Origin of the sequence: Nocardia yamanashiensis, from assembly GCF_021183565.1 — a bacterium.
In the GTDB taxonomy this organism is placed as follows: Bacteria; Actinomycetota; Actinomycetes; order Mycobacteriales; family Mycobacteriaceae; genus Nocardia; species Nocardia yamanashiensis.
Genome location: NZ_CP089226.1, coordinates 7,962,886 through 7,986,821, shown reverse-complemented (window position 1 = coordinate 7,986,821; position 23,936 = coordinate 7,962,886). Strand labels below are relative to the sequence as shown.

At 68.2% G+C, this 23,936-nt stretch carries 25 protein-coding genes and 1 pseudogene; 17 read left to right on the top strand and 9 right to left on the bottom strand.

The genetic code is table 11. The features are described from left to right. The first annotated feature begins 72 nt into the window (after positions 1–72). The 9 genes from LTV02_RS36825 to LTV02_RS36785 all read left to right on the top strand — a co-directional run bounded on the left by LTV02_RS36825 (position 73) and on the right by LTV02_RS36785 (position 8,579). A complete protein-coding gene (locus LTV02_RS36825; RefSeq protein WP_233036130.1) occupies positions 73–765 on the top strand; it encodes a type 1 glutamine amidotransferase domain-containing protein in 693 nt (230 codons plus the stop codon). Between the two features lie 5 nt (positions 766–770). Beyond that, the gene (locus tag LTV02_RS36820) at positions 771–1,289 is read left to right on the top strand and encodes a TetR/AcrR family transcriptional regulator (protein ID WP_233036129.1); all 519 of its coding nucleotides are present in this window, start codon (positions 771–773) and stop codon (positions 1,287–1,289) included. A 26-nt stretch (positions 1,290–1,315) separates the two neighbouring features. Beyond that, positions 1,316–2,329, top strand: a complete 1,014-nt coding sequence (locus LTV02_RS36815) for an NADP-dependent oxidoreductase (RefSeq protein WP_233036128.1) — start codon at positions 1,316–1,318, stop codon at positions 2,327–2,329. Between the two features lie 55 nt (positions 2,330–2,384). After that, a complete protein-coding gene (locus LTV02_RS36810) occupies positions 2,385–3,695 on the top strand; it encodes a Dyp-type peroxidase (protein WP_233036127.1) in 1,311 nt (436 codons plus the stop codon). A 145-nt stretch (positions 3,696–3,840) separates the two neighbouring features. Beyond that, positions 3,841–4,629, top strand: a complete 789-nt coding sequence (locus LTV02_RS36805; protein ID WP_233036126.1) for an SGNH/GDSL hydrolase family protein — start codon at positions 3,841–3,843, stop codon at positions 4,627–4,629. 153 nt (positions 4,630–4,782) lie between these two features. After that, positions 4,783–6,387: a VWA domain-containing protein gene (locus LTV02_RS36800; protein WP_233036125.1), complete on the top strand. Its 1,605-nt coding sequence runs from the start codon at positions 4,783–4,785 to the stop codon at positions 6,385–6,387. A 9-nt stretch (positions 6,388–6,396) separates the two neighbouring features. Then, a complete protein-coding gene (locus LTV02_RS36795; protein ID WP_233036124.1) occupies positions 6,397–6,984 on the top strand; it encodes a hypothetical protein in 588 nt (195 codons plus the stop codon). After that, positions 6,981–8,114 carry a hypothetical protein gene (locus LTV02_RS36790; protein ID WP_233036123.1) on the top strand — a complete coding sequence of 378 codons (1,134 nt, stop codon included), beginning with the start codon at positions 6,981–6,983 and terminating at the stop codon, positions 8,112–8,114. Before LTV02_RS36795 ends, LTV02_RS36790 begins: the two co-directional genes overlap by 4 nt. A 66-nt stretch (positions 8,115–8,180) precedes the next feature. Beyond that, the gene (locus LTV02_RS36785) at positions 8,181–8,579 is read left to right on the top strand and encodes an HPr family phosphocarrier protein (protein WP_233036122.1); all 399 of its coding nucleotides are present in this window, start codon (positions 8,181–8,183) and stop codon (positions 8,577–8,579) included. A 58-nt stretch (positions 8,580–8,637) separates the two neighbouring features. On the opposite strand, the gene LTV02_RS36780 is transcribed toward LTV02_RS36785, so the two are convergent. Next, the gene (locus LTV02_RS36780) at positions 8,638–9,102 is read right to left on the bottom strand and encodes a PaaI family thioesterase (protein ID WP_067715191.1); all 465 of its coding nucleotides are present in this window, start codon (positions 9,100–9,102) and stop codon (positions 8,638–8,640) included. 163 nt (positions 9,103–9,265) lie between these two features. Here LTV02_RS36780 and LTV02_RS36775 point away from each other — a divergent pair, with 163 nt between their 5' ends. Further along, on the top strand, positions 9,266–9,907 hold the full coding sequence (locus tag LTV02_RS36775) for a GntR family transcriptional regulator (protein ID WP_067715194.1): 642 nt from the start codon (positions 9,266–9,268) through the stop codon (positions 9,905–9,907). Beyond that, the gene (locus LTV02_RS36770) at positions 9,907–11,130 is read left to right on the top strand and encodes an MFS transporter (RefSeq protein ID WP_233036121.1); all 1,224 of its coding nucleotides are present in this window, start codon (positions 9,907–9,909) and stop codon (positions 11,128–11,130) included. Before LTV02_RS36775 ends, LTV02_RS36770 begins: the two co-directional genes overlap by 1 nt. Before the next feature lies 1 nt (position 11,131). On the opposite strand, the gene LTV02_RS36765 is transcribed toward LTV02_RS36770, so the two are convergent. After that, a complete protein-coding gene (locus tag LTV02_RS36765; protein ID WP_233036120.1) occupies positions 11,132–11,821 on the bottom strand; it encodes a dienelactone hydrolase family protein in 690 nt (229 codons plus the stop codon). Positions 11,822–11,985: 164 nt separating this feature from the next. Between LTV02_RS36765 and LTV02_RS36760 the strand changes: the two genes are divergently transcribed. After that, the gene (locus tag LTV02_RS36760) at positions 11,986–12,978 is read left to right on the top strand and encodes an LLM class F420-dependent oxidoreductase (protein WP_233036119.1); all 993 of its coding nucleotides are present in this window, start codon (positions 11,986–11,988) and stop codon (positions 12,976–12,978) included. Here LTV02_RS36760 and LTV02_RS36755 read toward each other — a convergent pair. Then, positions 12,959–13,861 carry a helix-turn-helix domain-containing protein gene (locus tag LTV02_RS36755; protein ID WP_233036118.1) on the bottom strand — a complete coding sequence of 301 codons (903 nt, stop codon included), beginning with the start codon at positions 13,859–13,861 and terminating at the stop codon, positions 12,959–12,961. The genes LTV02_RS36760 and LTV02_RS36755 overlap by 20 nt on opposite strands. Here LTV02_RS36755 and LTV02_RS36750 point away from each other — a divergent pair. From LTV02_RS36750 to LTV02_RS36740, 3 genes are read left to right on the top strand one after another with little or no spacing between them, the layout of a single operon-like run. Next, complete coding sequence (locus tag LTV02_RS36750) at positions 13,847–14,080, top strand: MBL fold metallo-hydrolase (RefSeq protein ID WP_233036117.1); 234 nt, start codon at positions 13,847–13,849, stop codon at positions 14,078–14,080. The genes LTV02_RS36755 and LTV02_RS36750 overlap by 15 nt on opposite strands. 54 nt (positions 14,081–14,134) lie before the next feature. Beyond that, entirely contained in the window at positions 14,135–14,350 is a 216-nt protein-coding gene (locus tag LTV02_RS36745) for a hypothetical protein (RefSeq protein WP_233036116.1), read from the top strand. Further along, the gene (locus tag LTV02_RS36740; protein WP_233036115.1) at positions 14,341–14,667 is read left to right on the top strand and encodes a nuclear transport factor 2 family protein; all 327 of its coding nucleotides are present in this window, start codon (positions 14,341–14,343) and stop codon (positions 14,665–14,667) included. The genes LTV02_RS36745 and LTV02_RS36740 overlap by 10 nt, the downstream gene beginning before the upstream one ends. An 8-nt stretch (positions 14,668–14,675) precedes the next feature. Here the strand turns inward: LTV02_RS36740 and LTV02_RS36735 are convergent, their stop codons facing one another. Continuing rightward, on the bottom strand, positions 14,676–15,995 hold the full coding sequence (locus LTV02_RS36735) for a glycoside hydrolase family 1 protein (RefSeq protein WP_233036114.1): 1,320 nt from the start codon (positions 15,993–15,995) through the stop codon (positions 14,676–14,678). 68 nt (positions 15,996–16,063) lie between these two features. On the opposite strand from LTV02_RS36735, the gene LTV02_RS39735 reads away from it, so the two are divergent. Further along, on the top strand, positions 16,064–16,636 hold the full coding sequence (locus LTV02_RS39735) for a TetR/AcrR family transcriptional regulator (RefSeq protein ID WP_233036113.1): 573 nt from the start codon (positions 16,064–16,066) through the stop codon (positions 16,634–16,636). A 321-nt stretch (positions 16,637–16,957) separates the two neighbouring features. Here the strand turns inward: LTV02_RS39735 and LTV02_RS36725 are convergent. The 5 genes and pseudogenes from LTV02_RS36725 to LTV02_RS36705 all read right to left on the bottom strand — a co-directional run. Beyond that, positions 16,958–18,259: pseudogene (locus LTV02_RS36725) on the bottom strand (YfcC family protein); the annotation flags it as partial. After that, a complete protein-coding gene (locus tag LTV02_RS36720; protein WP_233036112.1) occupies positions 18,151–19,500 on the bottom strand; it encodes a M20/M25/M40 family metallo-hydrolase in 1,350 nt (449 codons plus the stop codon). The gene LTV02_RS36720 and the pseudogene LTV02_RS36725, both read right to left, overlap by 109 nt. A gap of 64 nt (positions 19,501–19,564) precedes the next feature. Then, the gene (locus tag LTV02_RS36715; RefSeq protein ID WP_233036111.1) at positions 19,565–20,680 is read right to left on the bottom strand and encodes a Rossmann-fold NAD(P)-binding domain-containing protein; all 1,116 of its coding nucleotides are present in this window, start codon (positions 20,678–20,680) and stop codon (positions 19,565–19,567) included. After that, positions 20,677–22,101 (bottom strand): pyridoxal phosphate-dependent aminotransferase, encoded by a 1,425-nt coding sequence (locus tag LTV02_RS36710; RefSeq protein WP_233036110.1) that lies wholly within the window; start codon positions 22,099–22,101, stop codon positions 20,677–20,679. The genes LTV02_RS36715 and LTV02_RS36710 overlap by 4 nt, the downstream gene beginning before the upstream one ends. After that, positions 22,098–23,123 carry a helix-turn-helix transcriptional regulator gene (locus LTV02_RS36705; RefSeq protein ID WP_067715224.1) on the bottom strand — a complete coding sequence of 342 codons (1,026 nt, stop codon included), beginning with the start codon at positions 23,121–23,123 and terminating at the stop codon, positions 22,098–22,100. Before LTV02_RS36705 ends, LTV02_RS36710 begins: the two co-directional genes overlap by 4 nt. A gap of 413 nt (positions 23,124–23,536) precedes the next feature. Here LTV02_RS36705 and LTV02_RS36700 point away from each other — a divergent pair, with 413 nt between their 5' ends. Next, positions 23,537–23,908 (top strand): hypothetical protein, encoded by a 372-nt coding sequence (locus tag LTV02_RS36700; RefSeq protein WP_233036109.1) that lies wholly within the window; start codon positions 23,537–23,539, stop codon positions 23,906–23,908. Positions 23,909–23,936 lie beyond the last annotated feature (28 nt).

Below are 23,936 nucleotides of genomic sequence, written 5' to 3'. Positions count from 1 at the left end.
GACGGACTGACAGATCGGATACGGAATGTCAGATCGTCGGCAAATAGACCGTTCCGTATGAAGGAGCATGCAGTGGCGAAAATTCTGTTCGTCATGACCGGAGTCGACTATTGGACGCTCGCGGATGGCACCGAGCATCCGACCGGGTATTGGGCCGAGGAGTTCGTCGCGCCCTACGAGGCCTTCACCGGCGCGGGTCACGAGATCGTGGTGGCCACGCCCGGCGGAGTGGTGCCCGCGGTCGATCGCGGGAGCCTCGCCGCCGACGCCAACGGCGGCGCCGAGGGCGCTCAGCGGATCGCCGATACCTTGAGCAAGGCCACCGAATTGAACTCGCCGATCGATCTGGCGACCGTGGACCTCACCGACTTCGACGCCGTCTACTACCCCGGCGGACACGGGCCGATGGAAGACCTTGCGGTGGACGCCACTTCGGGCGCACTGCTGAACGCGGCCCTGGCTTCGGGCAAACCGCTGGGCGTGGTCTGCCACGCACCGGCCGCACTGCTGGCCACCGCCGACGCGGACGGCAAGTCGCCGTTCGCGGGGTACCGGGTGGCGGCGTTCACCAATGCCGAGGAAACCCAGGCCGGGCTCGCGGACAAGGCCAAGTGGCTGTTGCAGGACCGCCTGGTCGCGCTGGGCGTGGACTACCGCGAGGGCGAGCCGTGGGCCCCGCACGTCGAGGTGGACCGGAATCTGTTCACCGGGCAGAACCCGGCGTCCTCCGCCCCGCTGGCCGCGGAGCTGTTGAAAGCGCTGTGATTTCGATGGCGGACCGGACCACGGATGTACTCGACGCGACGCTGCGGTGCCTGCTGCGGTACGGCGCGCGGCGTACCACCATGGACGATATCGCCTCGGAGACAGGCGTTTCCCGGTCCGCCGTCTACCAGTACGTGCGCAACAAGGACGATGCGGTGCGGCGAGTGGCCGAACGCCTGCACGACCAGGCGCTCACGCAGGCGCAGCACGCCGCGGCGTCCGAGGGCGCGCTCGCGGAGCGGGTGTACGGCATCCTGGCCGCGAAAGTGGCGCTGGCCGCCGGGCCGTTCGCCGAATCACCGCACGCCACCGAGATTTTCGATGAACAAGCTCGGCTCAGCGGCGATATCTGCCGTCGCTTCACCGAGGAATTGCACCGCCTGCTGACCCGGGTGCTCACCGATGCGCACACCGACGATCCGGGCGATGCCGCGCATATCCTCCTCGCCCTCACCGTCGGCCTGATCGGCACCGGGCGTCCGGAGCTCTTGCGGCGCGCGGTGGATGCCGCACTCCCCCAATGAAACTCGAACCTCCAGGAGACAATCCGATGACCGTGACCAGTCGTGAATGGCGTTTGATCGCCCGCCCCGTCGGCGAACCCAAGTTCGGCGACTTCGAATTCGCCACCACCACCGTCGCCGATCCCGGCCCCGGCCAGGTCCTGGTCCGTAACGACTGGCTGTCGGTGGACCCGTACATGCGCGGCCGGATGAACGATGTCGAGTCCTACATCCCGCCCTTCGTGCTCGGCGAGGCCATGACCGGCAGTGCGGTGGGCACCGTGGTGGCGTCCGGCGCGGACGCGATCCCGGTCGGCGCGACCGTGACCCACTTCGCCGGATGGCGTGAATACGCCCTGCTCGACGCCGGCGCCGTGCAGGTGGTGGACCCGAATCTGGCTCCGCCGCAGGCATACCTGGGCGTACTGGGCACCACCGGCCTCACCGCCTACGCGGGCCTGACCGAGGTCGCCCCGATCCAGCCGGGCGATGTGGTGTTCATTTCCGGCGCGGCGGGCGCGGTCGGTTCGGTCGCGGGGCAGATCGCCAAGCAACTGGGCGCGAGCAAGGTCATCGGTTCGGCGGGCGGGCCGGAGAAGGCCGCGCGGCTGTTGTCCGACTTCGGTTTCGACGCCGCCATCGACTACCGCGAAGGCAATCTGCCGGTGCGCCTGGCCGAGGCCGCGCCGGACGGCATCGACGTGTACTTCGACAATGTGGGCGGCGATCATCTCGACGCGGCCATCATGAACATGAACCTGCGCGGGCGGATCGCCCTGTGCGGGGCCATCTCCATGTACAACGACGTGGAGCTGCCCGCCGGTCCGCCGCATCTGCCGCTGGCCATCGGCAAGCGGATCAATCTGCGCGGCATGAACGTCAGCGACCACTACCACCAGATTCCGGAATGGATCGGCAAGGCCGCCGGCTGGCTGGCCGACGGCTCGCTGCGCGCCGAGGAGACGGTGTACGACGGCATCGATTCCGCATTCGACGCCTTCACCGCCATGATGGGCGGGGCGAACACCGGCAAGATGCTGGTTCGGCTGTCGCACAGCTGATTACGTGACGTAGCGCACTCGCCAGGGTAGCCGGAATGTGGCTACCCTGGCGCGAGTGAGCGAAAATACTACGACGGGTAGTACAGCTGGCGGACGGGTCTCGCGCCGCGCATTGTTCGGGTCGGGCCTGGCGGCCGCGGGGGTGGCGGCGGCCGGGGTGGCGATCGGGCGGGGCACCGCGAGCGATGCGGCGAAACCCGCACGGGTCGAGGACTTCCACGGCGTGCACCAGGCGGGGATCGCGACGCCGCCGCAGGCGAACGCCATGTTCCTGGCCGTCGATATCGCGCGGGCGGATCGCGGGGTGCTGCGGGAGCTGCTGACGGTGTGGACCGAGACCGCCGCCGCCCTCACGACTGGTGCGGATGCGCCCGAGAATCCCGCCGACGCACCGGGATTCAGCGTCCGCACCGACTTCGCCAGCGGATTGGATCCGGCGCGCCTGACCATCACCTTCGGACTGGGTCCGGCGGTGTTCGACGAGCGCTTCGGCTTGGCCGGGCGGCGGCCGAAGCACCTGCGCCAACTGCCCGAATTCGCCGGGGACGCACTGCAGTCCGCCTGGAGCGGCGGGGACGTCATGGTGCAGATCTGCGCCGAGGACCATCAGGTGGTCAGCCACGCGTTCCGGGCCCTGCGCGCCCGCATGCCCGGCCTGGGCAATATCCGCTGGACGCAGCACGGCTTCCTGAGCCAGCCCGTCGATGGCGGCACTTCGCGAAACATGTTCGGGCACAAGGACGGCACCGCCAACCCCAAGCGCGGGACCACCGAATTCGACAAAGCCGTCTGGGTGGACGCCGCCGACGAACCGGACTGGTTCCACCAGGGCACCTATCTGGTATTCCGCAAGATCCGCATGAAGACCGCCGATTGGGACATGCTGGCGCTGGCCGAGCAGAACAACATCATCGGGCGACGCCGCAGCGACGGGGCTCCGCTCAGCGGCGAAACCGAGACCGACGCCGTGGATCTCGCCAAGCGCCTCCCCAATGGCGAACTCGCCATCCCCGCCGATGCCCACGTCCGCCTCGTCAACGGCATCACCATGCTGCGCCGCGGCTACAACTACGACTACGGCACGCTGCTGTCCACGGCTCCGGGCGCCGCCACCGGCGAAGCCGAGCACACCCACGCCCCCGGCACACCCGAGCACACGCACAGCGGCCACGACAAGCTCGATGCCGGATTGCTGTTCGCCGCCTACATGAACAATCCGCCCGAGCAGTTCATCAAAGCCCAGACCGCGCTGGCCGCCACCGATCGGCTCAACGCGGTCATCCAGCACACCGGTAGCGCCTTCTTCGCCGTCCCGCCCGGCGCGCAATCCGGGGCCGCCGTGGCTGATCGGTTGTTCGACCAGTGAGACTCCGGCCGAAAGCACGCCGGAATGACGAGGAGAGCAGGTCGTAGCGGGCGCGGGTCGCGCGGGTGAACAGTTCGAACGCGTACAGACGCGGGCGGCTATTCCTGAGATGATCCGGCTACCCGCACCGAAAGGCCGGTCCGTCATGAACGTTGGGAACTTCACGCGTTACGTCGCCATCGGCGACAGCCAGACCGAAGGCGTCGGCGACGGCGACGATGTGACCGGGTTGCGGGGCTGGGCCGATCGGCTTGCCACGCAGGTCGCACTGGCCAACCCCGGATTGCAGTACGCGAATCTGGCGGTGCGCGGCAAGCTGGCACGGCAGATCCGCGCGCAGCAGCTGGACGCGGCGCTGGCGCTGGAACCGGATCTGGTGACGGTGCTCGCGGGCATGAACGATCTGCTGCGTCCCAGCTTCGAGGTCGATGAGGTGGCCGGACACGTGGAGGCCATGTTCGCGGCCTTCGCGGGCACCGGAGCGGTGGTGGCCACCCTGACGTTTCCCGATGTGGGACGCCTGATTCCGATGGCCCGGGCGGTGCGCGGGCGCGTGGCCGCCATGAACGACCGGGTGCGGGAAGCCGCGGCGCGGTACGGAGTGATCGTCGCCGAGGCCGCGCATCACGCCGTGGTCGCCGATCCCCGGCTGTGGAGCCCGGATCGCTTGCACGCCAGCCCGCTCGGCCATCAGCGGATCGCGGACGCGCTGGCCGAGGCGCTGGGTCTGCCCGGCAGCGACGACGCCTGGACCCGGCCGTTGTTCCCGGAGCTGCCGGAACGAAACCTGGTGCAGGCCATCGCCGCCGAGTTCCGCTGGGCGGGCGTCGCGCTGGTGCCGTGGGCCGTGAAGCGCGTACAGGGCCGGTCCTCCGGCGACAATCGGCTCGCCAAACGCCCGCTGCCGCTGCCCGTCGACGGTCTCACCGTCTGAGCGGGATCGACCGGATCCCCTGCGCCATGGCGAATTTCGCGCCAGGGTTTCGCCGATACGACATCGTCAGTTCACCTTCCCATCCGCACCGGGTGCTTAAGCTCTCGTAACCGAGGGGAAGGATGCGCCAAATTGCGAGACCGGCGCACGAAAGTGCTTGTCACAGCGCTGCTCACCGTCTGCGGGCTGCTGGCCGGATGTGGTTCCGACAAGCCGGGATCCGGGTCCGTCACCGCCTACGACGGCGATCCGAAAGTGCTGAATATCGTGGCGGGGTCCGAGCACGAGGCGGTGTTCGAGCAGATCGTGCGACCGTGGTGCCGGGAGCAGGGCCTCACCTGCACCATGACCAAGCTGGGGTCGGTGGATCAGGCCCGGCTGCTGCAGCAGGGCGACACCCCGCCCTATGACGCGTTCTGGTTCGCCTCCAGCGTGTTTCAGCAGTTGGGTGACACGGGGCGGCGGCTGAAGCAGGCGCAGCCCATGTTCTCCACACCGCTGGTGTACGCGGGCCGCAAGTCCGAACTGGACGCGCTCGGCTTCACCGACCGCGAGGTGGGCATCGAGGAGATCCTCACCGCGGTCGAGGCCAAGAAGACGACGGCGTGGATGACCAATCCGACGCAATCGAATTCGGGCGCGACGGTGCTGCTGGGCTTCCTGAACTACTTCGCCGGCAATGGCCCGGGCGTGGCGCTCACCAAGGAACAGCTCGATTCCGAACCGGTGCGCACCGGCATCACCCGGTTCGCTCGCGCTTTCGCCAAGACGCCGCCGTCCACCGGCCTGCTCATGGACGAATGCCTGGCCGCCCCGCAGCAGTGCAAGACGCTGTTCACCTACGAAGACCTGGTGATCGAGCGCAACCAGGAACTGGTCAAGCAGGGTCAGGAACCGCTGCACGTGGTGTATCCCAAAGGCGTGCTGGCGATTTCGGACGCTCCGCTGGGCTTCCTGCCGCACGGCGACAATGCCGACAAGCAGCGCAATTTCCAGAAGCTGCAGGATTTCCTGCTGACCGCGGACACCCAGAAGCGGCTGACCGCGCTCGGCCGGCGGCCCATCACCAGCATCGGCCTCTCGCTGCCCGACGCGCCCAAGGACGTGTTCGATCCGGCGTGGGGCGTCAAGGCGACGCTGACCGGGCAGCCCATCACCTACCCGGCGAGTCCGGTCATCGAAGCGGCGCTGGAGAACTACCAGACCGTCTACCGCACCCCCACCGACCTGGTGTACTGCATCGACGCCTCCGGCAGCATGGACGGCAACGGCGGCTGGGACGGGGTGCGGCAGGCCGCGAACCTGCTCTTCGATCCGGTCGAATCCAAGAAGTACCTGCTGCAGACCGGCCCCAAGGATCGCACCGCGGTGCTGGTGTTCAGCTCGGCGACCGACGGCATGAAATGGGTTGAAGGCAACAGCACTTCGGGCCTGGACACGCTGCACGACGCCATCCGCAAGCGCAAACCCGACGGCAACACCGGCATCTACAACTGCCTGGCCGCCGCCGCCCGCCAGTTCGACGCCGCCACGCCCGATCGCAAACGGCTGGTCGTCCTGATGACCGACGGCGACGACACCCAGGGCGGCAATGGCCTGGCCGATATCGCCAAGACCGGAATCCCGGTGGTGGCCATCGGATTCGGCGAGGGCACCAACACCAAGGCGTTGCGGGAGATCGCGCAGCGCACCGGCGGCTCGTTCCTGGCCTCCGGCGATATGGTGGCGGCGCTGCGCCAGGCCACCGGATACCGGTAAGGAGTTCGCTTGCCGGGCAATACGGTTCTGATCACGGCGCTGGCGGTGCTGGTCGCGGCCTTCCTCGGCATCTACGCGGTGCTGGGGTCGGTCGCCGGGGCCGCCCTGGTCGCTGCCGGGCTCGCGGTGCTGACAGTCGTTGCGGGACAACCGATCGCGACGGCGCGGCAGCGGAAACAGCGGGCGCGGCAGGTGCACAAGGCCGCCGTGCGGGTGGCGGCGCTGGCCGGACGGGTCACCGACGCACCCACCCGCGCGGCCCTGCTGCGCGCCTGCGACACGGTGCCGCGCGTGCTCGAGCGCACCGAAAAGCTGGATCCGGCCGCGCTTTCCACCGTTTCCGAACATCTCCGCGGCGGACTCACCGGCGTCGAATCGGCACTGGAACGCTATCTGGAGATCCAGGCGCATCCCACCGCCTACACCGACGCCGAGACCCTGCTGGCGCGCGGACGCGAGGTGCTGTGCGGCTTCGAGGGCTTCACCGCGCACGCCGCCGAGCAATTCGGCGCGGCGGACCTGACCGGCTTCTTCACCGATCTGGCGCACCTCGAACTGATCTTCCCCACCCGATTGCCCCCGAGCGAGGAGCGATGAACAAGTCTCGTCTACCGGTGCTGATCGCCGTCGTGTTCGCCGTGGTGACGATCGTGATCGGCGTCGTGGTGATCCGCGGCGCACAGCAGACCCCGGCCGCCGTCACCAAGCTGAATTGCCTGGGCGGCTCCGAGAAGTCGGCGCTGATGGCCGATCCGGAGGTGACGCGCATCCTGCGCGAGGACTACGGCCTCGAGGTGCGCTTCGACAAGCGCGGCTCCTACGAACTGGCGCAGGTGCCCACCGATCAGCTGCGGTCGCAGCGCATCGGCTGTCTGTGGCCGTCCTCGGCGAGCGCGCGCAGCGTATTCGAGCAGAAGCACACCATGAGCGACTTCCCGGACTACCGGGCGGAATCGGTGCTGGAATCGCCCGAGGTGATCTACGCCGGACCCGCCGCCACCGACGCGCTGGTCAGGGCGGGCATCGTCGGCAAGCGCGAGAACTCCTACTACATCATGGATCTCAAGCGGCTTTTGCTGGAATACGTGCTGCCCAAACAGAAGTGGGAGTCGATCGGCGCGCAGAACCTGGCCGGGCCGATCCGCGTCACCAGCACCGATCCGAAGACCTCCAACTCCGGATTCACGCTCATGCAACTGGAACTCACCGTGGTGGCCTCCGGTGACGTGTACCAGCCGCCGACCCTCACCGAAGCCAAGGCCGGGCTGGCCACGGTGCGCGGGCTCTACGACGCGCAGGGCCTGCAATCGGACAGTTCGGACGGCGGCTTCCGGGAATGGCTGATCCAGGGCGCGGCCTCGCTGTACGCCGGCTACGAGAACCAGATCCTGCAGCAGCTGGTCGCCTACCGCGACAACGCTTCCGCCACCGACGCACTGCTGGCCGGAACCCGCATGCTGTACCCGGAGCCGACCATCTTCAACAGCAATCCGGTGCTCGCCCTGACCGCCGAGGCGCAGCAACTCATTACCGCGCTCCAGGATTCGAAGATTCAGCAGATCGCCTGGAAGAAGTACGGTTTCCGGTCCGCCACCCAGCTCGGCGCGGCCAATGCCGCGGACTTCGAGCGCATTCCGCTGGCGGAGCGACCGCGCGCGACCGCACCGCCCAAAGCCGATGTGACACTGCTGCTGCTGACCTGCCTGCGTGACAATGTCTGCGCCTGATCTGGCATGATCTGCGGCGTTCGCTCCGGGGGGACCCCATGTCCGTGACTACTGGAGAGGTTGCTCGTGAATACCAAGTCCCAGCGTTACCTCCGCCGCGTCACCCTGCTCGCCGCGCTCGGCGTTGCCGGTCTGTTCCTCGCGCCGGTGTCGGCGTTCGCCGATGCCCCGCAACCGCAGAAGCTCACCCTCGACTACTCGAAGGGCAAGTGCGGGCAGACCACCATCATGGCGCGGTCCGGGGTGCCGACCACGCTGGAGATCAATACCTCCGACAATTTCACCGATGACGCGCGCATCGAGATGCAGGGCAATCGCGTGAACCTGCCCGACACCTACAAGCCGGTGACCACCCAGGTCGATCTGGGCGTGCCGGGGCCGGGCGCGATTCCGTTCAAGGTGAGCGGGTCGGAATGGCCGGGCAGTGCGGGCACCGGTTGCGAGGGCTACATCATCATCGCCTGATCGCACGGAAAAGGCGGGCGGCCCCGGAGATTCCGGCCCGCCCGCCTCGCCGCCTGTCCTACTTGCCGTGCGCGCGCAGCTGGTACAGCCCCACGGTCTCGGCGACGACCACGCCATTGGCATCGGTGACGGTGGCCTTCAGCGTGAAGTCGGCCTTGCCCTTCTCGTCCGCCTCGGCGGCGATCCGGGCGATCTCCTCGTCCGAGAGTTCTGCCACCGCGGTCACATCGGTGCTGGCCGGCTTCTTGAAGAAGATCTGCAGATCCTTCACCAGCGGGAAGTACTTGGCGGTGTCGAAGGTGGCGATGGCGATGCCGCCGCCGAGGATCTCCGCGACGGTGAACAGCACGCCCGCGTACATGACGCCGAAGTGATTGCCATTGCCCTCGATCGGCACCCGGTTGGCGGCATAGCCCGGCCGGACCTCGAGCGCTTCGACGCCCATCTTGTGCGCGATCGGAATGGTGAATTCCAGCGCCCCGTTGACGACGTCCTTCAGCGGCGTGGTGGCGTCGTTCGCCATTGCAGACCTCCCTGTCTCCTACTGGCAGCATGCCAACACGCGAATCATCCCTGGACACACGCCGTGAGCGCAAGTGAGGGCAGCTGCATGCCGTTGCATGCGAGCCGGTGATGCCAGCCACAACCCGGCAAATCCAACCGGTCGGTCGCCTAGGCTGCGACTTGTGTCTAAGACGTATTCATCCGCCGAGCGCGCCTACCGTGAGGTCAAGGAACGCATCCTCACCGGCGAACTGCCCGGCGGCGAGCTGATCAGCGAGGGCGAGATCGCCACCCTGCTCGGCACCTCCCGGACACCGGTGCGCGAAGCCTTCCTGCGGCTCGAGACCGAGGGCTGGATGCGGCTCTACCCCAAGCGCGGGGCGCTCATCGTGCCCGTGCCCTCGCACGAAGCCGAGCATGTGATCCACGCGCGGTACGTGGTCGAGACCGGTGCGGTGCGCGCGCTCGCCGACACCGATCGCACGGCGCTGATGCCGCGCCTGCGCGCCTCCCTGGACACCCAACGCGCCCTCGCCGCGGCCCGCGACCTCGACGAATTCGCCGTCGTGGACGCCGATTTCCATCGCGAATACGTGGTCGCGGCGGACAACCCGCTGCTGACCGGTTTCTACGACTCGCTGCGCGAACGGCAGCGGCGGATGAACAGCGTCGCGCTGCGACACGGCGAGACCGATACCGACCTGATCATCGAACAACACACGCGCCTGGCCGATCTCATCGAGGCCGGGGACCCCACGGGCTTCGCCGCCGCACTGGCCGAGCACCTGATGGACGTGCATCGCGTGAAATTGAGAGGACTGTGATGGCCACGCTGACCTCCGTCGGCGCTCCGGCAACCGGCACCCGCACCGCGGCGAAGGCCTGGCCGGCCGTCGCGCTCGCCATCTTCGCGATCGCCTGGGGCGGAAACGAATTCACGCCGCTGCTGGTCATGTACAAGCGGGACGGACTGCCGGTCACCACGGTGGATCTGCTGCTGTTCGAATACGTGCTGGGCATCATTCCGGCGCTGCTCATCGGCGGGCCGCTGTCGGACCGCTACGGCCGCCGCCCGCTCATGCGTCCCGCGCCGCTGATCGCCGCCGCCGGCGCCCTGCTGCTGGCCTTCGGATCCGATTCCGTCCCCATGCTTTCCGCCGGCCGGGTGCTGTGCGGCGTGGCGCTGGGCCTGGCCATGGCGGTCGGCAGCAGCTGGCTCAAGGAGCTCTCGCAGCCGCCGTACGCGCCGGAAACCGCCCCGGGTGCGGGCGCGCGCCGCTCGGCCATGAGCCTCACCGGCGGGTTCGGCGTGGGCGCGGGCGTCGCGGGCGTGCTGGCCCAGTGGGGGCCGCTGCCGGACAGCCTCGCCTATCTGATCAACGCCCTGCTCTGCGTGCTGGCCGCCGCCCTGATCTGGCGGACACCGGAAACCGCCGCACCGCAGGCGGACCGGTCGCGACTGCTCGACGATCTGAAGGTCCCGGCCGCCGGTCACCGCCGCTTCCGGTGGATCGCGCTGCCCGTATCGATCTTCCTTTTCACCTCGTCCGCAACGGCTTACGCCATCATGCCCACGCTCATGATGCCCAGGGTGCACGGGGCGCCGATCGCGTTCTCCGCCTTGATCACCGTCATCACGCTGGGCTGCGGGTTCGGCATCCAATCGGTGGCGCGCCGCCTCGACCGTCCCGGCACGCTGCGGCTGCCCGCGCTGGCGCTCGCGCTGATCATCGCCGGAATGATCGCGGCCGCAATCGGTTCCGGGCTGCTGCAGCTGTGGCTGGCCGTGCTGACCGCGATCCTGCTCGGCATGGGCTTCGGCATCGGCCTGGTCGCCGGGCTGCTGGAAATCGAGCGCATCGCCCGTCCCGACGATCTGGCCGGTCTGAACGCCGTCTTCTACGCGGTCAGCTATCTCGGCTTCGGCGTGCCGGTGGTGATGGCACTGCTGCACGACCGCCTCGGCCTCGGCTACCCGATCATGCTGGGCGCCTTGGCCGTACTGGCCGCGGGCTCGCTGGCCCTGCTCACCCGGGGCCGGGACTGAATCAGGCCAGGTGCTTGCCGAAGAAGGCGAAGATGCGCCGCCAAGCGTCCTCGGTGGCCTCGTCGTTGTAGCCGAGGCCGGTGACCCGCAGCAGGGGTTCGGCCGGGGTCTCGTTGGCGAAGGAGTGGGTGACGCCGGGGTAGGTCTTGACGTCGTGAGCCACACCGTATTCCGTGAGCGTGCGCTCCAGTTTGGTGCCGCGCCCCGGGTTGGCCGGGTCGAGTTTGCCGTAACTGGCCACGACCGGGCAGGAGCCGCGCAGGAAGTCGGCGTATTTGCCGCTGCCGGAGGGATAGAACGGGGCGGAGGCGTCGAAACCCTTGGGGGCCACCAGGAGTGCGAAGCCGCCGCCGAGGCAGAAACCCACCACGGCGATCTTGCCGGTGCAGTCCGGGTCGGCGGCCAGCAGTTCGCGGGCGGCCAGGATATCGCGGGTGCCGACGCCGGGTGCGGCCGTCACGACCTCGCGCAGCAGGGTGGGCACGCAGCGAACGCGGCCGCGTGCGAACAGGTTCGGGGCGATGGTGAGATAACCGTTGTTGCTGAGGCGGCGCACCGTGCGGCGGGTGTCGGCGCTCATGCCGAGACCGTCGTGCAGCACCACCACCCCGGGCCAGGGTCCGGGGCCCGAAGGGCGTTCCAGCAGGGCGTCTATGGTGCCGTCGGGCGTGGTCAGGTCGATCGTGCTCATCGTCGAGCGCCTTCCGTGAGTGGCGTCCCCCTGTGGCCGCCGCCGATCCAGACTAACCCGTCTGGGACAATTTGCTTTTCGACGCAGGCGGCGCGGAAACATTGTGACGTCCTCGCGAAACCGTGACAGTGTGCTTGATCAGTACATCTCGAAGGGAGATTCACGTGCGCTTCGGCCTCTTCGTCCCACAGGGCTGGCGACTCGACCTGGTCGGTATCGACCCGGCGGCACAGTGGGGGGTGATGCGGGACCTGGCGCAACGCGCCGACGCCACGGACGCCTGGGAATCCATCTGGGTCTACGACCATTTCCACACCGTCCCGGTGCCCACCGAGGAAGCCACCCACGAGGCCTGGACGCTCATGTCGGCCTTCGCGGCGGTCACCTCGCGGGTGCGGCTCGGGCAGATGTGCACCGCCATCAGCTACCGCAATCCGGCGTACCTGGCCAAGGTGGCCGCGACCGTCGACCTGATCTCGGGCGGGCGCGTCGAGATGGGTATCGGCGCGGGCTGGTACGAGCACGAATGGCGGGCCTACGGATACGGCTTCCCGAGCGCCGGTGAACGCCTCGCGCGGCTCGACGAGGGCGTGCAGATCTTCAAGCAGGCCTGGACCACCGGCAAGGCCACCTTGGACGGCAAGCACTACCAGGTGAACGAGGCCATCGTGCGGCCGCTGCCGTTGCAGGAGGGCGGGATTCCGATCTGGGTCGCGGGCGGCGGCGAGAAGAAGACGCTCCGCATTGCCGCGAAGTACGCCTCGTACACCAATTTCGCGGGCGATCCGGAAACCTTCACCCAGAAGTCCGAACTGCTGCGCGCCCACTGTGCCGACGTCGGCACCGATTTCGACGCCATCACCCGCAGCTCCAATTTCAACACCCTGGTCGGCGCGACCGAGGCCGAGGTGGAGGACCGGCTGGCGGCGCTGGAGGCGCGGCTGACCCCCTTCGTCGGCGCGGACGGGGCGCAGCAGCACGTGAAGGATCTCTTCCGGACCTCCCCCGCCGTCGGCACCCCGGAGCAGGTCGTCGAAAAGCTCTCCGTCGTCAAGGCTCTCGGCCTGGGCTACTCGATCCACGTCTTCCCCGAGACCGCGTACGACACCTCCGGCGTGGAACTGTTCGAACGCGAGGTCATTCCGGCGCTGCGCTGACCGCGCGCTCCCGGAACCCCAGCGGCGTGACACCGGCGCGCTGCTGAAAGTACTTGGAGAAATTGGACGGATCGTCGAACCCGAGGCGTTCGGCGATCCGCGCCACCGGTTCCTTCCCGTGCACCAGCAGCCGTTGGGCCTCCAGCACGATCCGCTCATCGATGAGCTGCTTCGCACTCAACCCGGTGTTCTCCCGCGCCAGCCGATTCAATGTCCGCGTCGAATACCCCAGCCGCGCAGCGTAATCGGCCACCTTGTGCCGTGTCGCGAACGTCTTCTCCACCTCGTCCCGGAACCAGACGAACGCCTCCCGCGTAGGGGCGGCCGCGCGATCATCACCGGCAGCGGCGGCCAGCGCGAGCAGCAGCAAAGCCCCCGCGAGCAAATGCGCGCGAGCCGCATCCCGAGTGGCGTTGCCGCCCAGAGAATCCGGCGTGCTCACAGCCCTTCCGCGCCCCGGTGCGGTGGTCGCGGGATCGGTGGCGAAGACGGCCGCCAGGGCGATCTGAGCAGGGCGGACGGCCGAGAGCGGTGCGGGCCAGTGGTTCGGAGTGCCGACACCCGCCGCGCCGATCCGCTCGCGGCTGCCGGGGTCGATCGCCGCGGGGGTGAACAGCGCCACCGGGCCGTCGATCGCGGCGATCGCGCCCCACTGGTGGACCTGGCCCGCGCGAATCCACAGCACGTCACCCGGCGCGAGGGGGTATTCGGTGAAGTCCACGGTGTGCGAGGCCGTGCCCGCGTCGATGCGCAGGAGGATGTCGAAGTCGAGGCGTTGCGGGGTGCGGAAGCCGGTCGGGCCGGCGCGTTCGCGCATGCGGGCGAGGGTGGTCAGTTCGATCTCGCCGGTGACGCCGGGCGGCGGTTCATGGCGTGGGCGCACCTCGGCGCGAACCTGCCCACCCGGCTGGTGAATATCGACACCCTCACCGCGGACACCGTCAGCGTGGACGGCACCGTCCTCGAGGTTCGCCGCGCCACCGACGCTCTCGGCGATCGCGCCTGGTACGTCTACGAACCCGTGGCCCGCGCGCTGTTCGGCGGGGTGCTGCTGTTCGAGGGCCTGCACGTGTGGACCGCCGACACCGCCACGCCGGAGTAGCGCGCCGCCTGGCGGGCCGTATCGGACGAGCTGCTGGCCCTGGATCCGACCTTCGTGGTGGCCGGTCACCGCGCGGCGGGCGCGCCCACCGATCAGACCGCGATCCGGCAGACCAGCGACTACCTCTGGTTCTTCGAGAAGGTCGTCGCCGACTCCCCCGACGCCGCCACCGCCGAGGCCGCACTGCTGGAGGCGTACCCCGATTACGGGCTGAAGATCGCCGCCAACCTCGGCGCCAAGGTCGCGAAGGGTGAGATGACATGGGGCTGAACGGGATCGACGAGTCCCCGGCCGCCGTGGTGCGCCGCCAGTACCTCGCCTCCTCGGCGGGCGATCTGGCGGCGCTGCGGGAAACCCTCGCGCCGGACGTGGAATGGACCGAGATGGCGGGCTTCCCGCTCGCCGGAACCGTCGTCGTCCTGGCCCGCTACACCGCCACCCACAAGGCCACCGGCAATCCGCTGAATGTCCGGGTGGCCCACCACTTCACGGTGCGCGGCGGCAAGATCGTGCGCTTCGAGCAGTTCGTGGACACGGCGCTGGTGCGCGACGCCGCACAGGGCGGGCCGGGCACGCACCGCTCGTGACGCGGTGATCAGCGCGGGACCGTCACCGGGTCGGTGCAGCTGTCGAGAGCGTCCACCAGCGAGCAGGCTTGCGGGGCGCGGGTGGGGCGGTAGTCGGCGGGGACGCCGCCGGCGCGGGTGATCTCGGTGTAGGCCGGGACCGCGTCGGTGGGCTTACGGGCGAGGGTCGGGTCGGTCAGCACGTCGACGGTGTAGAGGCCGAAACGCGGTGTGTAGGAGCCCCATTCGTAGTTGTCGGTGAGGCTCCAGTAGTTGTAGCCGATCACGTTCATGCCGTCGGCCTTGGCGCGCTGGATCCAGTAGATATTGTCGCGGAGGTTGTCGGCGCGGGTGTAGCCGTCGGCGCGGGGCTGACCGTTGTCGGTGGGCATGCCATTCTCGACGATGTAGAGCGGTTTGCCGGGGAATTTACGCGAATAGTGTTGCAGCGCATAGTAGATGCCCTCCGGCTGGAGTGGGCGGGTCCACATGTCCTTGACGGCGGCCATCGAGGTGAGCGTGTCCGGGGACAACCCGTAGTAGTAGTCGATGCCGACGTAGTCGAGCTTGGCGGCGATGCTGTCGACGAAGCGGCCGTTGGCACCCTCCTCGACACCGGGCATGTAGGCGACATTGCTGGTGACCAGCGCACCGGGCTGCTTCGCGTGGATGTAGTCGTAGATGTCGTTGTGCGCCTGCGCGAGTTTGTCCTGCATGGCGGTGTAGGAGGTGGCGGGCATGCCGCCGAAGCCGATCTCCAGGGCGATATTGGCGAGGGGCTCGTTGAAGGTCACCCACAGCGGGTCCGCGCTCGCGAAACGATCGACCACCACGCGGGCATTGGCCAGCCAATCGGCGACGATGCCGGGATTGCTCCACCCGCCGCGGTCCACCTCCCAGCCCGGGTACACCCAGTGGTCGATGGTGAGCATGGGCCGCATACCGGCGGCGCGGATCGACGCGATGACATCGTCATAGAAGCGCAGACCCTGCTCGTCCCACACGCCCGGCTGCGGCTGTACGCGCGCCCATTCGATGCCGATGCGATAGACCTTCACGCCCAAGCCTTTTGCCAGCTGAATGTCGGACCTGTAGCGCTCGAAGAAGTCGATCGAATCGTGGTACGGATCCGACACCTTGCCGCCCGCCACATAGCGCGACCAATTGCTGTCCGGCGCATGCCCTTCCGACTGGTACCCGGAGGCCGCCACACCCCACAGGAAGTCGTCGCCGAGCGGTGCGACCCGGGCGGGCGGCTCCGGGCGCGCGAAGGCCGGGGCGGCCGTCTGGGTGAGCGCCGCGGTGGCGGCCAGGGTCAGCAGGGCGAGAGTGCGGCGGCGGAATCGCATAACGAAAACCGTACAGTGCTCGGTTTTGGACGGCAAGGTGGCCCGCCAGCAGCGCATACACTCGGGCGGTGGCGAAACGCGGGCCCTATGGCAAGGGCATCGAACGACGGGAGCAGATTCTCGAGGCCGCGCTGCGGACCATTGCCGAGCGCGGGTTCCTGGCGACCTCGGTGGCGGAACTGGCCGAGGCGGTCGGACTGAGCCAGAGCGGGTTGCTGCACTACTTCGGGTCCAAGGAGGAGCTGTTCGTCGCCGTGCTGCGCAAGCGCGACGATATCGACGGGGCCGCCATGGCCGCGCACTACGGCGAACCCGAGGATCTGCTCGAGCTCATCCGCCGCAATATCGAAGTGCCCGGGCTGGTGGAGTTGTTCACCCACATGCAGGCCGCCGCGGCCGACCCGCGCCATCCCGCGCACGAGTACATGCGCGAGCACTATCGGCGCAGCGCCGAGGGAATGACCACGGTGCTGCGCGGTATGCGGGCGGCCGGGCGACTGCCCGAGCACGTCGATATCGATTCCATGGCAACGGTTTTCCTCGCGCTCACCGACGGGTTGCAGTCGCGGTGGCTCATCGACGAGAGCATCGATATGACCGCGCACCTGCGACTCGCCTGGGAGCGCTTCACCGCGGGCTAGCCGATCAGCGCCGCCACCGCCAGGAACACGCAGATCAGCACGAACAGGATGCCCATCAGCGGGGCGATGAATTTGACGTACCGGTCGTAGCGGACCTTGGCCAGGGCGATACCACCGGTCACCACGGCCGTGGTCGGGGTGACCAGGTTCGCCCAGCCCGAGGCCGACTGCCAGGCGGTGACCACCAAAGAACGCGGCACATGCGCGAAATCGGCGAGCGGGGCCATGATCGGCATGGCCAGGGTGGCGTGGCCGGAGGTAGGAGGTAGACGGGATGAGGAAGGCCAGCGGGACGTTCACCAGGAACACCGCCACCGCGAACACCGCCGACGAGGTGCCGGTGACCACGCCTTCCAGGGCGTGCAGCACGGTCGAGGTGATCTGGGTGTTGTTCATGATGACGGTGACGCCGCGGGCCAGCACGATGACGATGCCCGCGCCCACGAAATCGCCGAAACCCTTGCCGATCTGCTCGCTCATCTTGGCTTCGCCGAGGCCGCCGACCAGGCCCACCACCACCGCGCCGACCAGGAACAGGGCGGTCAGCTCCGGGAAGAACCAGTCCAGCTCCCACGGATACTTCTGGGCGTCCGGGCCCTTGATGACGGTGCCCCACGGAATGATCGAGAAGATCATGAAGGCGAAGGTCAGGCCAACCAGCCACAGCACCGCGACCTGGCGCTTGGTCATCGGATCCGGTTCGTGGTCTTCGGCTTTCACCTCGCGGTCGCCCGGCAGCCAGCCGGACCAGGACTTGTCGGGATCGGTTTTGACGCGGCGGGCGTACCAGAGGACGTAGGCGACGGTGACGGCGGTGAGCACGATCAGCATGGCGACGCGCAGCACGATGCCGTCGCCGATGGCCACACCCGCCGCCGAGGACGCGGTGCCGGTCGCGAAAGGGTTGACGGTGGAACACAACACGCCGACGCCCGCGCCCGCGATGATCGCGCCGACCGCGGTCATGCGGTCGTAGCCCAGCGCCAGCATCAAGGGCACCAGCAGGGCGTAGAAGCCCAGCGTCTCCTCCGCGAAACCCTCCACCGTGCCCGCCACCGCGAACACCACCATGATGCCGACGATCAGCAGGAAGGAGCGGTCACGCAGTTTGTAGGCGAGCCGGCCGATACCGGAATCCAGTGCGCCCGTGGCGAACGCGACCGTGATGAACGCGCCGACCGCCAGCACGAACATGAACACCGCGGCCGCGCCGTACAGGTCGCCGGACAGATCCGGGCCCACCTGACCGGTCTTGTCCTCGATGCCGTAGAGCCCGTTGATCGGCGCCAGGAACAAGTCCCGCAGCCGTTCCACGAAACTCTTGGTGGAATCGATGCGGTGATACGAGCCCGCGATGGGATGGCCCTGCGCGTCCATCTCGTACACGCCGGGCGGAATCACGAAGGCCAGCAGCCACACCGCGAGGGTGACGCCGGCCAGAATCGTGTAGGTGGAGGGGAAGCCGTGCTTCTTCTTGTGCTGCGCCGGCTTCGGAGCCGTGTCTACCGCCTCGGTCACTTGCGCATCCCGTCCGCGAAGAGTTGGAAGAATTCGGCTTCGGCGAGCGCGATATTGCGGAACTCGCTCAAAAGCACCCGCTCGTTGAAGCCGTGCATATTGCATTCGGAGTCCTCGACGCCGAGCATGAGCACCTCGGAGCCGGGGTTGGCGGCGGCCATGGAATTGGTGAGCGGAATGGAGCCGCCCATGGCCGAGTCGACGGCGTCCGTCCCCCACGCCTTCTTCATGGCCGCGCTCATGGCCCGGTACGCGGGACCGCTTGTGCCCGCGGCGAATCCGGCTCCGACGTCCCCGCCGGTGACCTGGAGTTCGATGCCGAACGGCTTGACCTGCTTCAGGTGCTCGATGACCGCGCGCTGCCCTTCGGCCGGATCCTGTTCCGGATGCACGCGCACGTTCAGGTATGCCTTCGCGTACGGAACCACCGCCGAGGCAGCGGTTTTCGTCGGCGGGGCGTCCAAGCCGATGACGGTGATGGCCGGGCCGTACCAGATGCGCTCGCCGATCGGGCCGGTGCCGAGCAGCGGCATGCCCGGTTCCATGCCGGTGGCTTCGGCGAATTCCTGGTCGGTGTAGTTCATCCCGGTCCACTGGTCGCGCCGCAGCCCCGCCACCGCCACATTGCCGTCGGCGTCGTGCAGGGTGGCCAGGGCGGCCATCAGGGCGAGCAGGGCGTCCGGGGCCGCGCCGCCGAACTGGCCGGAATGCACCGGCGCGGCCAAGGTCCGGACTTCGACGAAGACATCCGCCACGCCGCGCAGGGCGGTGATCAGGGTCGGCGTGCCGGCGCGAATATTGCCCGCATCGCAGATCAGCAGCGCGTCGGCGCGGAACAGGTCCGGATGCTCCGCCGGATAGTCGTCGAAGACCGACCCGTATTCCTCCTGCCCCTCGATGACCACGGTGACGCCGACCGGCGGCTTGCCGTTCCAGGCCCGCAACGCACCGATATGAGCGATCACATTGGCCTTGCAGTCGGCCGCGCCCCGCCCGTAGATCGCGCCGTCCTTCTCGATCGCCTTGAACGGCGGTGTGTGCCACTGACTTTCGTCCCCCGAAGGCTGAACGTCGTAATGCCCGTACAGCAGCACGGTCGGCGCACCCTCCGGAGCCGGAATCCGCCCGTAGATCACCGGCGAGGTATCCGGCAGCTCCAGCACCCTGATGTCACCCACACCCGATTTGCGCAATTCATCGGCAACCAGGTCGTGCGCCCGCTGCACGTTCTCCTTCGGATACCCCGGAAACGCGATCGAAGGAATCGAAACCAGTTGCTCCAGCAGCCCCGTCATATCAGGCAGCAGCGCATCGATAGCACCGGGAAGGTCCGTCCGCAGTTCCATCAGACCATCGAACCACCCACCGGACCGGATTCAGCGAATCTCCGGCGATTGTTTCCGGAACGGTTCAGGCGACCGTCCGCCAAGCGGCGGCCAAGCCCAGGATCTGCGCGGCGGTGGCCGCGCCGTAGACCCGGCTGGCCAGGTGCGGGCGGGCGGCCGGAAAGTTCGAGCGATGCATGACCAGGACGCCGTTCGCGACCCGAACCGTCGCATTGGCGACCGTCGCGACACAGTTGCCGCCCGCCTTGGCAGTCAAGTCGACCACCACCGCCCCTACCGGAAGCGCCGCCAGCCCAGCGTGATCCAGGAGCACCGGCGCAGCGCTCCCGCGCTGGCCGGCGGCACACAGCACCAGGTCGGGGGTGAACCGCCGGATCACCTCACTCACGGCATCCGCGCTCGGGGCGAGGCGGAACCGGTCCGCACCGGCTTCAAGGGCGGTAGCACGCTGAGCCGCCCGGTTACCGATGACGATGGGCAGCTCATCGCCCTCGTCCACGGCCGCCGCGACAGCCGCCAGCCCGGCCTGTCCCGCCCCGATCACAAGGGCGCGACTCGCGTTCCGCCCCAGCTGCGATTCGCCCGCTTCGGGGGAGCCGACGCCATCCGGCGGAACATCTTGTCCGCCGACTCGCGGCTCGTGGGAGCCGCCTTCGTCGTTGGAAACGCGCTGCCCCAGGGCGTGGATCGACTCCGGACGCGTGGCAGTCTCGCGCGCGAAGGGCAGCAAGGCGCGGCCTTCGAGGTAGGCGACGGCACCGGCGATGCGGCTCATGGCCGAGAGGGGATCGGGGTCGCGTGTTCCGGGACGTCGCGAAAGTTGTTCGAAAGCGATCGATTTCACCCCGCGGGCGGCCAGCTCGGCGAGGCGGCCGCGGCGATGCACCGGATCCTGGAATCCCATCAGCACCTGGCCGGAGCGCAGCGGGAGCGAATCCAATTCGCGGGCGGGGGGTTTCACCCAGGCCACCACGTCGGCGGCGGCGAAAACCGAGTCCTGGTCGGGGAGCAGCACGGCTCCGGCCCGCAGGTAACCGGCATCGGTGAAGTCGGCGCGCCAGCCCGCGCCCTGTTGGACGAGGACCTGGATGCCCTGTGCGGCGAGGTGTTCCACGTCGGCGGGGGTCAGGGCTACGCGCCGTTCGCCGTCGGCGGTCTCGCGGGGGACGCCGACGATCACGAGGCGACCGGGATGGCGGGGATTCGCAACTCGCCCAGGGCATCCGGGTAGGACAGGCCCGCGCGGAGGCGGTGCAGGAGGTGTTCGAGGCGGTCGAAGAGTTCGCCGAGGAGGTCCGTCGGTTCGGCGTCCTGGTGGCGGCGGGGGGCGGCCACGTTGAGGCGGACGCCGAGGCGGCGGGAACCGGTGCGGTCCAGGGCAACCGAATCTATTCCGGCTACCGTGAGCAGTAGGTCCTCGAGTTCGTAGGGTTCGCGGACGCCGGCGGTGGCCATGAGTTCGGCGTCGAATTCGACCGTCATGAACATGCCCTGGCGGCTGCCCAGGGGGCGGAGTAGCTCGGCGCCGCAACGGGTGTTGATGTCGGTGAGCATGCGGTAGGCGGCTTCGACCTGGTCGTTCAGGTAGCGGCGGTTGGCGGCGAGGTAGTCCTCGGTGGTGTGCTCGATGGTGGCGCGGACCAGGTGGGTGGTTTCGCGCTGGAACGACACCCGCAGGCGGTCGCGGACGGCGGTCAGCCAGCGCGCATCGCCGGAGCAGATCGCGCCCACTTTGCAGGGGCCGAAGGCATTGAATGCCTTGGAGTTTCCGGTGATGCACACCATGCGGTCGTAGAGGCGGACCGGGCCGGCGGCGGTGTCCACGGTCAGCGCGGCGAGGGGTAGATGGTTGTCCACCAGCAGGTCGAAGGACATGTCGCAGATGATCGGGACGTCGGCGTCCACCAGGACGCGGGCGATCTCGGTCAGCTCGGCGACGGTGTAGTCGCCGACCACGGGATTGCCGGGCAGGGTGAGCATGACGCCGCACAGATCGCCTTGGTGCGCATGCTGCTCCAGGGTGCGGGCCAGGGCACGGGGATCGATCTTGAAGGAGCGGTCGGGGGTGGCAGGGCTGGTGACCAGCGACAGGCCGAACTTGACGATGTGCTCTTCGGCGCTCTTGTAGTAGCCCTCGGGGGCTACCAGCACGCCGCCCGGACGAGCGACCGTGGCGACCGCTTCCTCCAGCAGGATGGTACTCGAGTAGGGACAGACCAGTACCTCTTCGGGGGCGACGCGCACCCCCGGGACCGTCGCCACCGGACGATGCAGCCGCTGGAACAACCGCTCGGCGGCCAGTTTCCGCAGCAGCGTCGGCTGGCGTTTGTCGTACAGCCAGCCGTTCCAGTACTCCTCGGGCTGCGCGCCGGTCATGAGCTCGCGCCAAGCCGCGTCCAGGGCCGCGGCGGCCGCGGTGTCCATCGCCAGCTCGGTCTCGCCGTGATAGGCGTCGATGACGCCCTGATACACCCGCCCGTGCGTACCGCGGAAGACGGGATGCTCACCGAGGAAGGCGCGCGCGGTCTTCTTGCGCTCGTCGGAACGATTGGCCAAGCTGAGCCGCTTGGCGCGGGACCACAGCGCGGTCGGTTCGGTCACCGGGCGGCGCCTTCGACCGGCGGCTCCCCATTGCCGTCGCCCCACGCCTGGCGCAGGGCGGCGCGGAACAGGGCGCGACAGTCGTCCTGGCCGAGTCGCTGATACCGGGCCAGTTCCGGTCGCGCGGCGACGTCGTTGACCACGAGAGCCATTCCGGCACTCCTGAGTTCGTAGAGTTTGTTGAATCTGCGCTGGGAGAATTGCACGTCGTGCTTCAGCGCCGAAAAGCGGGTGGCCACCCGTTCCCGGCGGCCCATATCGTATTCCCCGGTCGCGACATAGCTCTCGTCGACGATGAGCATGCTCTGGGCATTGCTGGCGAAAGCGCGATTGATCAGCACCGTTTCCACCCCGGCCTTGACCTGCTGCCAGAGTTTGTCCTCGTAGGGCACCACGTCCTCGATGGCGTCCACCACGTAGAGCCGGCGCACCGTCACGCCCGCGCCCGCCAGCCGCAGGATCTCCTGGTGGTATTCGTCGCCCACGTCACCGCCGATGGTGCCCAGGTCGGCGGTGTGAATGGCGCAGATGGCGGTGGCGGCGCGGCCCAGCACGGTGAGCCAGTCGTTGATGGTGTTCCACTCCCAGACGGTGGCGCTGCCGGACGGGATTTGCGTCAAGACCTCTTCCGCGCGTTCCAGCTGACGTTCGGCGATGGACCGCAGCGGCTCCACTTCGCCGCGCGCGCCGGCCGCGTCCACCAGGCTCTGCGCCACCGCCAGCACGCGGGAGACCACGGCGGGATCCTTGCCGAGCAGGATATTGAAACGCATGCGCAGTTCGCTGGTCTCGATATCGTCCTCGGATTCCGCGATGCCCGTGGGCAGGCGTTCGCCCAGCACCGAACTCAACCGTTCGCGCAGCGCGAGAGGCGGTATGCGCGTGTTGTTTTCGATCTGCTGGACCAGGCTGCGCGAGCAACCCACCCGTGTGGCCAGCTGAGCCTGGGTGAGGTCGCGTTCCTTGCGGAGTCGGCGCACCAGCGTGCCGACCGGCTCGCCCTCTTGGGCGGAGCGAGACATGTCTTGTCTCCCATCGTGTTCTGCATTGCGGTGCCCAGAACGTGTCGTGCGTGCCCCATCCTAAGCACGATGTGTCATGTATGCCAGGCAACTGGAGTGGGTTTTCTGATTTTCAGTTTCGCGGTGGCCGGGGGCGGGTTTCGGGGGCCGACCAGCGAGAATCTTGATACCGCACGGCAAGCATTGCTGCCACTCCATGGCTGGTTTTCGCCTGCACTCCAGGCAATCTCGCCTAGTTCCGGACATTTTCGCGATACCTGTTGTGCGTTCTGATATTTCAGTGGCATTTAATGCTTACCCAAATGCCTTACGAGACACAAACTATCGCTTCTCTACATGGACGCCATGACCTAGCATTGATGTCACAGACCACCGTCGAGTGGTCCCTGCTTCCTTCGAGGAGGTGTACGCCCGTGGCCCTCTACATGACTCCCTGGACCATTACGAGCGACCGCACACCCGAATTCGCAGTGTGCACACCCACTTCCGGTGACGGCTGGATCCTGAGCTGGCTGCCGGCGCGGGTGCTCACCTTCGATCAGGCCAAGAGCGGCATGGTGCTGGACGAGATCCTCAGCGATCCCGAACTCACCGGGGCCGGGCCCGCCCTGGAACTGGCCGAGTTCCGCGCCGGTGAACTCGGCATGGAATTGCGGGAAGTCGTTGTGCGCCTGGCACAGCGGGTCGAACAGCGCGATCGGCGGCGGGCCGGGCGCGCGCGGCGACGGCCGCTGCACGGCATCCGGCACTGCGACCACTGCACCGCCGCGGTGCCCTGCGCCTGAGCCGTCGAAATCGTTATCCGGCAATCCG

What these genes read in the sequence shown, in the direction of transcription:
- LTV02_RS36805 (WP_233036126.1), top strand. Translation starts at nt 3,841, where the DNA reads ATGAACGTTGGGAACTTCACGCGTTACGTCGCCATCGGCGACAGCCAG.
- LTV02_RS36780 (WP_067715191.1), bottom strand. Translation starts at nt 9,102, where the DNA reads ATGGCGAACGACGCCACCACGCCGCTGAAGGACGTCGTCAACGGGGCG.
- LTV02_RS36790 (WP_233036123.1), top strand. Translation starts at nt 6,981, where the DNA reads ATGAACAAGTCTCGTCTACCGGTGCTGATCGCCGTCGTGTTCGCCGTG.
- LTV02_RS36740 (WP_233036115.1), top strand. Translation starts at nt 14,341, where the DNA reads ATGGGGCTGAACGGGATCGACGAGTCCCCGGCCGCCGTGGTGCGCCGC.
- LTV02_RS36735 (WP_233036114.1), bottom strand. Translation starts at nt 15,995, where the DNA reads ATGCGATTCCGCCGCCGCACTCTCGCCCTGCTGACCCTGGCCGCCACC.
- LTV02_RS36815 (WP_233036128.1), top strand. Translation starts at nt 1,316, where the DNA reads ATGACCGTGACCAGTCGTGAATGGCGTTTGATCGCCCGCCCCGTCGGC.
- LTV02_RS36820 (WP_233036129.1), top strand. Translation starts at nt 771, where the DNA reads ATGGCGGACCGGACCACGGATGTACTCGACGCGACGCTGCGGTGCCTG.
- LTV02_RS36765 (WP_233036120.1), bottom strand. Translation starts at nt 11,821, where the DNA reads ATGAGCACGATCGACCTGACCACGCCCGACGGCACCATAGACGCCCTG.
- LTV02_RS36720 (WP_233036112.1), bottom strand. Translation starts at nt 19,500, where the DNA reads ATGGAACTGCGGACGGACCTTCCCGGTGCTATCGATGCGCTGCTGCCT.
- LTV02_RS36705 (WP_067715224.1), bottom strand. Translation starts at nt 23,123, where the DNA reads ATGTCTCGCTCCGCCCAAGAGGGCGAGCCGGTCGGCACGCTGGTGCGC.
- LTV02_RS36750 (WP_233036117.1), top strand. Translation starts at nt 13,847, where the DNA reads ATGGCGTGGGCGCACCTCGGCGCGAACCTGCCCACCCGGCTGGTGAAT.
- LTV02_RS36770 (WP_233036121.1), top strand. Translation starts at nt 9,907, where the DNA reads ATGGCCACGCTGACCTCCGTCGGCGCTCCGGCAACCGGCACCCGCACC.